Source organism: Streptomyces longispororuber, from assembly GCF_014656095.1.
Taxonomy (GTDB): Bacteria; Actinomycetota; Actinomycetes; order Streptomycetales; family Streptomycetaceae; genus Streptomyces; species Streptomyces longispororuber.
Window position 1 is genome coordinate 17,178 of sequence record NZ_BNBT01000114.1, and the last position, 11,794, is coordinate 28,971.

At 74.7% G+C, this 11,794-nt stretch carries 11 protein-coding genes; 8 read left to right on the plus strand and 3 right to left on the minus strand.

Going from position 1 to position 11,794, the window contains the following annotated elements; translation table 11 throughout:
- Positions 1-756: 756 nt before the first annotated feature.
- The 3 genes from afsR to IE330_RS27645 all read left to right on the plus strand — a co-directional run bounded on the left by afsR (position 757) and on the right by IE330_RS27645 (position 4,493).
- Positions 757-3,651, plus strand: coding sequence for an SARP-family global regulator AfsR (gene afsR, locus IE330_RS27635; RefSeq protein WP_373314738.1), 2,895 nt, complete (start codon positions 757-759; stop codon positions 3,649-3,651).
- A gap of 229 nt (positions 3,652-3,880) precedes the next feature.
- Complete coding sequence (locus IE330_RS27640) at positions 3,881-4,054, plus strand: sigma-like protein (RefSeq protein ID WP_190138860.1); 174 nt, start codon at positions 3,881-3,883, stop codon at positions 4,052-4,054.
- A 181-nt stretch (positions 4,055-4,235) separates the two neighbouring features.
- Complete coding sequence (locus IE330_RS27645; RefSeq protein ID WP_190138861.1) at positions 4,236-4,493, plus strand: hypothetical protein; 258 nt, start codon at positions 4,236-4,238, stop codon at positions 4,491-4,493.
- A gap of 50 nt (positions 4,494-4,543) precedes the next feature.
- Here the strand turns inward: IE330_RS27645 and IE330_RS27650 are convergent, their stop codons facing one another.
- Positions 4,544-5,362 (minus strand): hypothetical protein, encoded by an 819-nt coding sequence (locus IE330_RS27650; protein ID WP_190138862.1) that lies wholly within the window; start codon positions 5,360-5,362, stop codon positions 4,544-4,546.
- 196 nt (positions 5,363-5,558) lie between these two features.
- On the minus strand, positions 5,559-6,053 hold the full coding sequence (locus IE330_RS27655) for a hypothetical protein (RefSeq protein WP_190138863.1): 495 nt from the start codon (positions 6,051-6,053) through the stop codon (positions 5,559-5,561).
- Between the two features lie 280 nt (positions 6,054-6,333).
- On the opposite strand from IE330_RS27655, the gene IE330_RS27660 reads away from it, so the two are divergent.
- Positions 6,334-6,951: a Uma2 family endonuclease gene (locus IE330_RS27660; protein ID WP_190138864.1), complete on the plus strand. Its 618-nt coding sequence runs from the start codon at positions 6,334-6,336 to the stop codon at positions 6,949-6,951.
- 77 nt (positions 6,952-7,028) lie between these two features.
- Positions 7,029-7,412: a VOC family protein gene (locus IE330_RS27665; RefSeq protein WP_190138865.1), complete on the plus strand. Its 384-nt coding sequence runs from the start codon at positions 7,029-7,031 to the stop codon at positions 7,410-7,412.
- 22 nt (positions 7,413-7,434) lie between these two features.
- On the opposite strand, the gene IE330_RS27670 is transcribed toward IE330_RS27665, so the two are convergent.
- Positions 7,435-9,045 carry a FadD3 family acyl-CoA ligase gene (locus tag IE330_RS27670; RefSeq protein ID WP_190138866.1) on the minus strand — a complete coding sequence of 537 codons (1,611 nt, stop codon included), beginning with the start codon at positions 9,043-9,045 and terminating at the stop codon, positions 7,435-7,437.
- A 104-nt stretch (positions 9,046-9,149) separates the two neighbouring features.
- Between IE330_RS27670 and IE330_RS27675 the strand changes: the two genes are divergently transcribed.
- Genes IE330_RS27675 through IE330_RS27685 form a run of 3 tightly spaced genes read left to right on the plus strand, consistent with a single transcriptional unit; the run spans position 9,150 to position 11,580 of the window.
- On the plus strand, positions 9,150-10,316 hold the full coding sequence (locus IE330_RS27675) for a lipid-transfer protein (RefSeq protein WP_190138867.1): 1,167 nt from the start codon (positions 9,150-9,152) through the stop codon (positions 10,314-10,316).
- A 23-nt stretch (positions 10,317-10,339) separates the two neighbouring features.
- Positions 10,340-10,780 (plus strand): Zn-ribbon domain-containing OB-fold protein, encoded by a 441-nt coding sequence (locus IE330_RS27680; protein WP_190138868.1) that lies wholly within the window; start codon positions 10,340-10,342, stop codon positions 10,778-10,780.
- Positions 10,777-11,580, plus strand: a complete 804-nt coding sequence (locus tag IE330_RS27685) for an enoyl-CoA hydratase/isomerase family protein (RefSeq protein ID WP_229925973.1) — start codon at positions 10,777-10,779, stop codon at positions 11,578-11,580. The genes IE330_RS27680 and IE330_RS27685 overlap by 4 nt, the downstream gene beginning before the upstream one ends.
- Positions 11,581-11,794: the final 214 nt, after the last annotated feature.

Consider the following 11,794-nt stretch of genomic DNA (forward strand, 5'->3'; position numbering starts at 1 on the left):
GCACAGTTGGGCGTATTTGATCAGACAGAGGCAACTGCGTGCGGCGGGGCAGCAGGGGGAGCGATGGACGGTCTACCGCGAGTTCCGGAGCAGCGGCGTCCGGCGGCGGGAAGCGCTTCGCTCGGCGCGGGCCAGAACGGGGGGCCCGGGACGGGCACCGGGGCCCCGGCGGGGCGGGTGCCGGACGGCGGCACGCCGGACGGCCGGGCTGCCACGGCCCGGGGCGGCGCGCCGGGCGGGGCCCCGGACACCCGGGACGCCTCGACCGGTCCGGGCTCCCGGTCGCGGGGCGGCTCGGCGGGGAACGCGGCCGGGGCTTCGGGGACGGTCACTGGGGCTTTGGGCGCGGGGGCTTCGGGCTCTCGGGCTTCGGGCTCTGGGGCTTCGGGCTCTGGGGCTTCCGGCTCGGGGGGCGGGGCTTCGGGCTCCCGGGCCTCGGGCTCGGGGGCTTCGGGATCTGGGGCTTCGGGTTCGGGAGCCGGGGCTTCCGGCACGGTCACTGGAGCTTTGGGCGCGGGGGCCTCGGGCTCTGGGGCCGGGGCTGGCGGGAGTGCCGGGGCCGGGGCTGGCGGGAGTGCCGGGGCTGCCGGGAGTGCTGGGGTCGGGGCCGCGGGGACTGCCGGGGTCGGGGTTGCCGGGGCCGGGAGTGCCGGGGCCGCCGGGATCGCCGGGGCCGGGGCTGTCGGGGCCGGGGCTGCCGGTGCGGCGGGGGTGGGTGCTGACGCCGGGGACGGTGGGCCCGTGGCCCGTTTCAGCGTGCTCGGGCCCGTGCGTGCCCGGCTCGGGGACGCCCAGCTCTCCACAGGGTCCCCCCAGCAGCAGGCCCTGCTCGCCGCCCTCCTGCTGCGCAACCGCCGCACCGCCACCGCCGCCGAGCTGATCGACGCCATCTGGGGCGAGGAACCGCCCTCCCAGGCGCTCGCCGCCATCCGCACCTACGCCTCCCGGCTGCGCAAGGTGCTCCCGCCGGGCACCCTCGTGAGCGAGTCCGGGGGCTACGCCGTACGGATCGCCGACGGGGCGCTCGACCTCACCGAGGCCGAGGCGCTGTGGACCCGGGCCGAGCGGGCCCGCGCCCACGGCGAGCTGTGCGAGGCCCGCGCCCTCGTCAACGAGGCCCTGGCCCTGTGGGACGGCGAGCCCCTCGCGAACGTCCCCGGCCCGTACGCCGAGGCCCAGCGCACCCGCCTGGAGGAGTGGCGCCTCCAGCTCGTCGAGGCCCGCCTCGACATGGACCTGGAGCAGGGCCGCCACGCCGAGTCGGTCTCCGAGCTCACCGCCCTCACCGCCGCCCACCCGCTGCGCGAGCGCCTGCGTGAGCTGCTGATGCTCGCCCTCTACCGCTCCGGCCGCCAGGCCGAGGCCCTCGCCGTCTACGCGGACACCCGCCGCCTCCTCGCCGACGAGCTGGGCGTCGACCCGCGCCCCGGCCTCCAGGAGCTCCAGCAGCGCATCCTCCAGGCCGACCCGGCCCTGGCCGAACCGGCCGCCCCGGCCGCCGAGCCCGCGGCGGGCATCGTCCGCCCGGCGCAGCTCCCGGCGACGGTGCAGGACTTCACCGGCCGCGTCTCCTTCGTCAAGGAACTGTCGGACATCCTCTCCACCGCGGAGGGCCGCGTCATGGCGGTCTCCGCGCTGGCCGGGATCGGCGGGGTCGGCAAGACCGCCCTGGCCGTGCACGTCGCGCACGCCGCGCGCCCGCACTTCCCCGACGGGCAGCTCTACGTCGACCTCCAGGGCGCCGGCCCCAGAGTCGCCGAGCCCGAGACCGTGCTGGGCGCCTTCCTGCGCGCCCTCGGCACGGCCGACTCCGCCATCCCGGACACCCTGGAGGAGCGGGCCGCGCTGTTCCGCTCCGTCCTGGACGGCCGCCGCGTCCTGGTCCTGCTGGACAACGCCCGCGACGCCGCGCAGGTCCGGCCGCTGCTGCCCGGCACGGAGGGGTGTGCCGCGCTGGTGACGAGCCGGACGCGGATGGTGGACCTGGCCGGGGCGCACCTCGTCGACCTGGACGTCATGTCCCCGGACGAGGCCCTCCAGCTCTTCACGAAGATCGTCGGGGACGAGCGCGTGGCCTCCGAGCGCAAGGCCGCGCTCGACGTGGTCGCGGCCTGCGGCTTCCTGCCCCTGGCCATCCGCATCGCGGCGTCCCGGCTCGCGTCCCGGCGCACCTGGACCGTCTCCACGCTCGCGGCGAAGCTGGCGGACGAGCGCCGCCGCCTCGACGAGCTCCAGGCGGGCGACCTCGCCGTCGCCGCCACCTTCGAACTCGGCTACGGCCAGCTCGAGCCCGCCCAGGCCCGCGCCTTCCGCCTCCTCGGCCTCGCCGACGGCCCCGACATCTCCCTCACGGCGGCCGCGGCGATGCTGGACCTGCCGGTCGAGGACACCGAGGACCTCCTGGAGTCCCTGGTCGACACCTCCCTCCTGGAGTCCGCCGCCCCCGGCCGCTACCGCTACCACGACCTGGTCCGCCTCTACGCCCGCGCCTGCGCGGAACGCGACGAACTGCCGCCGGCCGAACGCGCCGCCGCGCTCTCCCGCCTCCTGGACTTCTACCTGTCCTCGGCGGCCCGCGTGTACGCCATCGAGCGCCCCGGGGACAGGACGGTGGACCACCTGGAGCCCGTCGACCACCCGCTGCCCGGCTTCACCGACGACACCAAGGCCCTGGACTGGCTGCACACGGAAGCGGCCTGCATCCTGGCCTGCGTCCAGCAGTCCCTGACCCAGGACGGCCTGCGCCGCGCGGTGGACCTGCTCCTCGCGGCGAAGGACCTCGCGGAGTCGGGGGCGAGCTCGCACCGCTTCGAGCTGGCGACACGGGCGGCCTGCGAGGCCGCGCGGGCGACGGACGACCCCCATGCGGAGGGCCGGGCGCGCGTCACCCTGGGGCAGGTGCTCAACAAGGTGGGCCACTTCGACCGGGCGGCCGCGGAGCTGGAACGCGCGGCGGACCTCGCCGCCACGGCGGACGACCCCTGGGCCCGGGGAAACGCGGCGAACGAGCTGGCCATCGCCGTCGCCTGCATGAACCAGCACGCGGGCAGCGACCCGCACGTGCTCCAGACCGTCGAGGCGCACGTCCTGCGCGCCATCGAGGTGTTCCGGCAGGACGGCAACCGGCACAGCGAGGCGAGCGCCCTGTGCAACTGGTCCCGGGTCGCCGCCATGATGGGGCGCACCGACCAGTCCATCGAACTGGCCCGCCAAGGGGTGGCCCTGTACGACGCGCTCGGCATCAGCTTCCGGGTCGCCAACGCCAAGTACACCCTGGGGATCAGCCTCAGCCAGGCGGGCCGGCACGCGGAGGGGCTCGTGGAGCTCACCGAGGCCCTCCACATCTTCGCGGAGAACCGCCAGCGGCTGTGGGAGGGCACCGCGCACTACCGCATCGCCCAGGTGCACCTGGTGGCCCGGCACCCCGCACAGGCGGCCAAACACGCCGAGCAGGCCCTCAGCACCGGCTGCGTCGGCGGCGACTGGATGCGCGCCAACGTCCTCACGGTCCTCGGCAAGGCGCTCAACGGTCTCGGACAGCTCGACCGGGCGCGGGCCTGCTGGACCAAGTCCCTGGCACTGCACGAGCAGCGGGGCGCCCGCGAAGCGGACGAGGTGCGCGCCCTGCTCCGCCCGGTAGCGGTGGTGTGACGCCCGCCCCGTAGCGGCTCCTGTCACGCCGTCGTCCGGCACGTTCATCGAACGTTTATGACGGCCTGCCACTCTTATTTCAACGATCCGTCGCGTCGGGGGGCAGACGGGTCGCGTGGGCCCCACAGCTATCGTGAGCGGCCCTGGACCGCCCGCTCGGCGACCCTCGGGGGAGTTGCCGAGCGGGCGGTCTAGTCCCGGAGCCCCGCACCAAGCAGGAGTAGTCACGATGAGCGAAACCAGGAAGAAGAAGCTCAAGCCGATGGGGGACGGCCACATTCCGGCCCCGCCGGGTGACGGACAGGTCACCCCTGGGGCGGATGACCTCATCCCGTCCCCGACGAAGGACGGCGGCGCCACCACGATGGGTGACGGGCACATTCCCGCTCCGCCCAAGGACTGAAGACCTTCATTCCCGACGGGGATCGGCCGCGGCGGCGCGGAGGGGGAGCCGCCGCGGCCGAGGTATGTCCACGAGCCGTTCATGGCTCAACTCAAGCGCATATATGCGCAGTTATTCGAACAAGGCGCGCATTTCCGGCTAAAGTCCGCTGTGGAAAGCCTGCCCCCTCCAAGGAGTTGGAATGACGCGAACCAAAAAGATCCTCGTCACCCTGGCAGTGATGACCGCGGCGTCGGCGGGAGCAGCCGCTCCCGCGCTGGCTGAGGGCCACGCCCCGGCGGGTCCGCTCGGGGACGGCGCGATGCCGGTCGCTCCCCTGAGCGACAGCCACCTCCCGGCTCCGCCCGGTGACGGGATGATCCCCGTCGGCCCGCTGGGCGACAGCCACCTGCCCGCTCCGCCCGGTGACGGCGCCATGCCGTCCGTCCCGCAGCGCTGAGCATCCCCGGGGCCGGGCCGACCGCTCGGCCCCGGGCCACGCGCCCCGAGCTACGCCGGCAACCGCCCCAGTGACACCGTCACCACCACGGGCGCCCGCCGTCCCGCCCCGCGCAGGGCCTCCGCCACCGTTTCCGTCAGCCATACCGCCACGTCCGGTGACCACTCCCGGGTGGTGCAGGTGAAGCGGAGTGTCTCGTGCATGCCCTGGGTGTGCACGGTGCGGTCCAGGTCGAGGGCCAGGCCCGGCGGAGGGCCGGCCGGGGGTGTGGGGGCGTGGACGTCCAGCGCCCCTCGCGCCGTCTCCCGTACCGCCGCGCGCAGCGCCTCCGCGTCGCCCCGTTCCGCTCCGCCCTCGCCGGGGCGGCAGCAGACCGTCACCACCACCTCGTGCCGGGCCTCCGGGTCCGCGAGCCCGAACCACGGCGCGAGCTCCACCTGGTGGAAGCCGGTGCCGCGCCCGGCCGCCCCCAGCGGCACCAGGGCGTCCAGGCCGGTGAACGTCACCGTGCCCACGCGGGCCAGCGTCTCGGACAGCACCAGGGCGATCGGCCGCACGGGAAGCCCCGCCGGAGCGTCCGCGAGGACCCCCGCCCCCAGCCACGCCAGCCGCCGCACCCCGCCGCCCGGCGTCCAGTCGCCGCCGACCTCCTGGTGGGCCCAGGCCGTGGGCTCGTACTCGGCCGTGACCTCGCCGCCCTCGTGCAGCAGCCCCCCTACGGTCCGCCAGCCGTACGCACCGGCCCGGTCGACCGCCAGGAACAGGACGTCCTCCTCGGCGGAGCCCTCGTCGTCGGCCTGCTCGGCGGCCCGCGCCACCACCCGGTCGAACCACGGGTGGCGCCGCAGGACCCCGTGCAGACCGACCACGACGGTCGGCGGAAGGGCCGCAGCCGGAGCCGGAGTCGGAGCCGGGGAGGAAGCGGGGGGAAACACGGGCACTCCCGGAGAAAGCAGACGGTGCTGGAAGAGTCAGTCTTCCAGCACCGTCGTCAGCCCGCGATCACAGCCGGATCAGCGAGAGCAGCGAGATCAGACAGATCGTCCGGCACAGCGGGCCCAGCGGTCAGAGGCCGCAGCCCAGCCGCTGGGTGGGCGTGATCTTCTTGTAGCTGTCGTCCGCGTAGCCGATGAGGTCGACGTCGATGACGCTGCGGAAGTCGTACTGGCCCACGTTGTACGTGCACTTGTACGCGGCGGCCGTCCGCTTGCCGCTGCCGCCGCCGGAGTAGACGTCCTTGGCCGCCTTGGTCAGGGTCTTCCACTCCCCGCCGCGCTTGACCTGGAGCCAGACGGTGACCTTGGCCTTGATGCCGGCCGGGCCGCGCAGGTTCTTCCACCAGCCGTGGGCGTTGATCGTGCCGCGCACGGTGTGCGAGAAGTGCACGTTGTCGCCCATGGTCTGGAACATGCCGACGCCGGAGCCGGCGCGGGCGGCCTGCGTGACGGCGGTGCCGCTGTGCCGCGCGGCCCCGCCGCTGTCGGCCTGCGCCGGTACCGCCGCGCCGACGGCCAGCAGACCGGCCAAGGCGGCCGCGGCCGCACCCGTACGGATACGCACGTGAAGTTCCCCCATACATTCAGGCGCGCCGCACTCGACGCGGCGCTCGGACGCGCGAAGTCTAGAACACCTGCTCACAGGCGTGACAGCGCCGCATCCCACCACCCGCCCCCACTCACCGGCTCCTCCCTCCAGCCCCCTCCACCCGGAACCCCAGCGCCTCTCCGTCCCTGCAACCCACGGCGCGGCGAGGCGTTGACCGCACGGGCAACGTCCACGCACGACTGGAGCCGTCCGCAGTACCGTGGGCAGCGCCACATCATGCGAGAAGGAGACCGACGTGAGCGCGCAGCCGGTCGAACCGCACCCGCACGGACCGATCGCCACATACGATCAGCTCCGCATTTTGGCCGACGACGTCATCGACGCGGCCGACCGGCGCGGCAACCGTGTGCGGGCCGACATCGCGAACCAGAAGATCACCATCCACATGATGTCCCCCTCCAACCCGCACGGGCGGATCGTGACCGCGTTGGCCGTCCAGGTGGAGAGCCAGGACAGCCGTGCCGTCACCCTTGCGGAGAACCGCGTGCACCATCCCGGGATCGGTCTGTGCCGCACGGCGGACCTGCTTGTCATGACCGAGCAGGCCTATGAGCGGCAGGACGACGACTTCGCCGTGTTCGCCCCTGACGTCTCGGTCGCGGTCGAGGTCGTATCCCCCTCCGATCCCGGCAACGACTACGTCACCAAGCTCCGCGACCACCCGCGCATCGGCGTTCCCCTCTACGCGATCGTCGACCCGCGTGACGGCACGGTCACCGTCCACTCCGGCCCCGACAGCGCGAGCGGTGAACCGCGGTACCGAGATACGCCGAGCCGGTACAAGTTCGGTGACACCGTGCGGCTCGGGAAGTGGAGCATCGACACGAGCGCGTTCCCCCGGTACCGGGCGTAGCGGAGGCGGGGGCTGCTGCCGTCGCTGGTGCGGGAATTGGGTGGACAGGGGTGCTCCCCGCCGTCCACCGTCACTGCATGACGACACTCGTGCGCCACGTCACATTCGACTGTTCCGACGCCTACGGGCTGGGCGCCTTCTGGGCGGAGGTGCTCGGCGGGTCGGTCTCCGACGACGACCGGCCCGGGGACCCGGAGGCCCTGGTCGGCACGCCTGACGGGCTGACGCTGCTGTTCGTCGCCGTGCCGGACGCCAAGACCGTGAAGAACCGGGTGCACTTCGACCTCCAGCCGCAGGAGCGGACGCGCGACGAGGAGGTCGAGCGGCTGCTGCGGCTGGGCGCGACCGTCGTCGGCGACCACCGGAGGCCGGACGGGACCGGCTGGGTGACCATGACCGACCCCGAGGGCAACGAGTTCTGCGTGGAGCGGAGCGCGGGCGAACGGGCGGCCACCGGCTAGCCCGGCACGTCGGCCCGCCGTGTCAGCCCCGCGCCGCCCCGCGGCGCAGCTCGCGCTTGAGGACCTTGCCGCTCGCGTTGCGCGGCAGCTCCGGTACGAACGCGACCTGCCGCGGCACCTTGTAGTTCGCCATCTCCCGGCGCGCCCAGGCGATGACGTCGTCGGCGGTGAGCGTGGCGCCGGGGCGGCGCACCACGTACGCCTTGCCGACCTCGCCGAGGCGTGTGTCGGGGACGCCGACGACGGCGGCGTCCGCCACGTCGGGGTGGCCGGTGAGGAGCCGCTCGATCTCGGCGGGGTAGGCGTTGAAGCCGCCGACGACGAACATGTCCTTGATCCGGTCGGTGACGGTCAGGTTCCCGGCCGGGTCCAGGACGCCCACGTCGCCGGTGCGCAGCCAGCCGTCGGGGGTGAGGACCTCCCGTGTCGCGGCCGGGTCCCCGTCGTAGCCGGACATGACGTGGTGGCCGCGGACGAGGATCTCGCCGGGGGTGCCGGGCGGCAGGGTCGCGCCGGCCGGGTTGACCACCTTGACCTCGGTGTCGGGGATCGCGCGGCCGGACGTCGCGGCGACGACCTCCGCCGGGTCGCCCCTGCGGCACATCGTGACGATGCCGCTCGCCTCGGAGAGGCCGTACGCCGTCAGGACGGTCGCGACGCGCAGCTCCGAGCGCAGCCGCTCCACCAGGCGCAGGGGCACCGTCGCCGCGCCGGTGACGACGAGGCGCAGCGCGGACAGGTCGTAGGAGTCGCGGGCCGGGTGGTCGAGGAGGGACTGGTGGAGCGTGGGCGGCCCGGGGAGGACCGAGACGCGCTCGGCGGCCACGTGGGCGAGGACGGTGTCCGCGGTGAACACCGGCTGCGGGATCATCGTGGCGCCCCGCATGAGGCAGGCGATGACCCCGGCCTTGTAGCCGAAGGTGTGGAAGAAGGGGTTCACGATCAGATAGCGGTCCCCCGCGCGGAGCCCGGCGAGATCGCTCCAGACGGCGTAGCAGCGCAGGGTCTGGGCGTGGGTGGTCACCACGCCCTTGGGGTGTCCGGTGGTGCCGGAGGTGTGGACGACGTCCGAGGGGCAGGAGCCGGTCACCGCCCGCTCCCGGGCGCGTACGTCGGTGTCAGGGACGCCGTCGCCGCCCGCGAGGAACTCCTTCCAGGTGCGGAAGTCCGCGGGCGCGTCGTCGGCGAGGACGACGACCTCCTCCAGGCCGGGAAGCCCCGGCAGCGGCCCGCTCCCGGGGCCGTCGCCCGCCGCGCGCCGCAGCGAGGCGACGTACGACGTGCCGAGGAAGGTGCCGGTGACGAAGAGCAGCCGGGTGCGTGAGCGGCGCAGCACGTCCGCCGCCTCCGCGCCCTTGAAGCGGGTGTTCAGCGGGACGAGGACCGCCCCGGCGCCGACCGCGCCGAGCGCGGAGACGATCCAGTCCAGGGTGTTCGGGGCCCAGACGGCGACCCGGTCCCCGGGCCGCACCCCGTACGCCAGGCACGCGGCGGTGGCTCGCTCGACGCGCGCGCCGAGTTCGTCGTAGGTGACGCGGACCCGCCCCTCGACGACCGCCTCCCGGTCGCCGAAGCGGCGCCGGGCCGCCCGGACCAGGCCCGGGACGCTGCCCCACTCCAGGTCGCCGCGCATCGCGCCCTCCCGCCCGCCGCCGTAGCTGACTAACCGTCAGATTAGCGGTAGCCTGACGCGCTGTCAGCAGCGGGTGCGGCGCGCGACCGTGTGGAGGTTCCCGTATGGCTCCGCCCGACGGCACGGCTTTCCTCAAGGACTCCACGGCGATCGTCGGCATCGGCCGGACGCCCTTCGCCAGGCGACTGCCGGAGAGCGAGAAGGCGTTGGCGTGCCGGGCCGTCCTCGCCGCGCTCGCCGACGCGGGCATCGCGCCCTCCGAGGTCGACGCCTTCGCCTCGTACACCATGGAGGAGACCGACGAGGTGGAGCTGGCCAAAGCCGTCGGCGCCGGGGACGTCACCTTCTTCAGCAAGGTCGGCTACGGGGGCGGCGGTTCCTGCGCCACCCTCGCGCACCTCGCCGCCGCGATCACCACGGGCCAGGCCACGGTCGGTGTCGCCTGGCGCTCCCGCAAGCGCGGCAGCGGGCCCCGGCCGTGGACGGACACCACCGCCCAACTCCCCACGCCCGCCCAGTGGACGCGGCCCTTCGGGCTGCTCCGGCCCGCCGACGAGATCGCCATGCTGGCCCGCCGCTACATGCACGAGTACGGCGCCACCCGCGACCACCTCTTCAACGTGGCCCTCGCCTGCCGCAACCGCGCCAACCAGAACCCCGCCGCGATCATGTACGAGCGCCCGCTGACCCGGGACATGTATATGACCTCGCGGTGGATCAGCGAGCCGCTCTGCCTCTTCGACAACTGCCTGGAGACCGACGGCGCGCTGGCGTGCGTCCTCGTCTCCGCCGCCCGCGCCCGCGACTGCCGCCACCGGCCGGTGTACGTCCACTCCGCCGCGCAGGGGCTGCCCGCCCAGCACCACGGCATGGTCAACTACTGGAACGACGACCCGCTCGCGGGCCCCGCCTGGACGGCCGCCCGCCACCTGTGGAAGCAGGCCGACTTCGGCCCCGAGGACGTCGACGTCGCCCAGATCTACGACGCCTTCACCCCGCTCATCCCGCTCTCCCTTGAGGGCTACGGCTTCTGCGGCCGGGGCGAGGGCGGCGCGTTCACCGAGGGCGGCGCCCTGGAGACCGGCGGCCGCCTCCCCCTCAACACGGCGGGCGGCGGCCTCAGCGAGGCGTACGTGCACGGCTTCAACCTGATCACGGAGGGCGTACGGCAACTGCGCGGCACCAGCACGGCACAGGTGCCGGGGGCGGAGACCTGCCTGGTCACCGCGGGCGAGGGCGTGCCGACGTCGGCCGTGCTGCTGCGGAACTGAGACGTGGGGAGACGTGGGGAGCCATGACCGAGCTGCTGACACCCGTCGTCGACGACGACGGCGCGCCCTTCTGGGAGTACGCCGCCCGCGGCGAGCTGCGCGTCCAGGCCTGCGCCGCGGCCGGCTGCGGCGCCATGCGCTTCCCGCCGCGCCCCTGCTGCCCGCGCTGCGGCTCCTTCGCCGCCGTCTGGCGTCGCACGAGCGGCAAGGGCCGGATCTGGTCGTACGTCGTCCCGCACCCACCGCTGCTGCCCGGCTACGCCGCGCTCGTCCCGTACCACCCGGTGCTCGTCGAGCTGGCGGACGCCCCGCACATCCGGCTCGTCGGCAACCTGGTCGCGCGGGCGGGCGCCCCGCTGGACTCCGTGGCGCCCGGGCGGCTACGCATCGGCGCCCGGGTGCAGGCGGTCTTCGCCGACCAGGGCGGGGTCGTGGTGCCGCGCTGGGTCCTGGAGCGGCCGTGACGGGGGATGCGAGCGGGGCCGCGGCCGGGCGGGGGTTGCGCGTGCGGCGCGACGAGGCCACGGGCGTGGCCGTCCTGACCCTGGACCGGCCGGAGCGGCACAACGCCCTCGACCTCGACCTCGTACGCCAACTGACCGCTGCCTGGCGGGAGTTCCGCTACGACGACGGCGTACGGGCCGTGGTGCTCACCGGCGCGGGCGAGCGGGCGTTCTGCACGGGCATCGACCGGGCGGTGCGGGTGGCGCAGCCCGGCTCGCCGTACTCCCTCGACGACCCGCTGCTCACCGTCGGCCCCAAGGCCAACGACCTGTGGAAGCCGGTCGTCGCCGCCGTCAACGGCATGGCGTGCGGCGGAGCCTTCTACCTGCTGGGCGAGGCGGAGTTCGTCCTCGCGGCCGAGCACGCCACGTTCTTCGACCCGCACACGACGTACGGGATGGTCAGCGCGTACGAGACGGCGCTCATGGCGCAGCGGATGCCGTTCGGGGAGGTGGCGCGGATGGCGCTGATGGGGACGGCGGAGCGGGTGTCCGCGCGGCGGGCGTACGAGGTGGGGCTGGTCTCGGAGGTGTGCCCCGGCGACGGGCTGCTGTCCGCGGCGACCCGGGCCGCGGCGGTCCTCGCCGCCTGCCCCACCGAGGCGGTACAGGGCACCGTCCGGGCCCTCTGGGCGGCCAAGGAGGCCACCCGGGCCCAGGCCCTCGCCCAGGCTCCGCACCTCATCGCGCTGGGCAACGCGGGGCCTGGGCGGCAGGCGGAGCTGTTCGGGGGGCGGGGGCGGGGGTACCGCCTCCGCTAGGTCTGGCCGGGGGCCCGCTGCGGTGGGGCCCCGGTGGGCCGGGCCTTTCCCGCCCGCCCACCCGTGACTCCCCGGCTCCGCCCGACCGGCCCCGGCGCAAGCGCCGCGCGTGGCGCCCCGCCCGTGCCGCCGCTACCGCGGCGGATCTCCCGCCCGCCCACCCGTGACTCCCCGGCTCCGCCCGACCGGCCCCGGCGCAAGCGCCGCGCGTGGC

What these genes read in the sequence shown, in the direction of transcription:
- IE330_RS27670 (WP_190138866.1), bottom strand. Translation starts at nt 9,045, where the DNA reads ATGCGCGGCGACCTGGAGTGGGGCAGCGTCCCGGGCCTGGTCCGGGCG.
- IE330_RS27645 (WP_190138861.1), top strand. Translation starts at nt 4,236, where the DNA reads ATGACGCGAACCAAAAAGATCCTCGTCACCCTGGCAGTGATGACCGCG.
- IE330_RS27675 (WP_190138867.1), top strand. Translation starts at nt 9,150, where the DNA reads ATGGCTCCGCCCGACGGCACGGCTTTCCTCAAGGACTCCACGGCGATC.
- IE330_RS27680 (WP_190138868.1), top strand. Translation starts at nt 10,340, where the DNA reads ATGACCGAGCTGCTGACACCCGTCGTCGACGACGACGGCGCGCCCTTC.
- IE330_RS27665 (WP_190138865.1), top strand. Translation starts at nt 7,029, where the DNA reads ATGACGACACTCGTGCGCCACGTCACATTCGACTGTTCCGACGCCTAC.
- IE330_RS27640 (WP_190138860.1), top strand. Translation starts at nt 3,881, where the DNA reads ATGAGCGAAACCAGGAAGAAGAAGCTCAAGCCGATGGGGGACGGCCAC.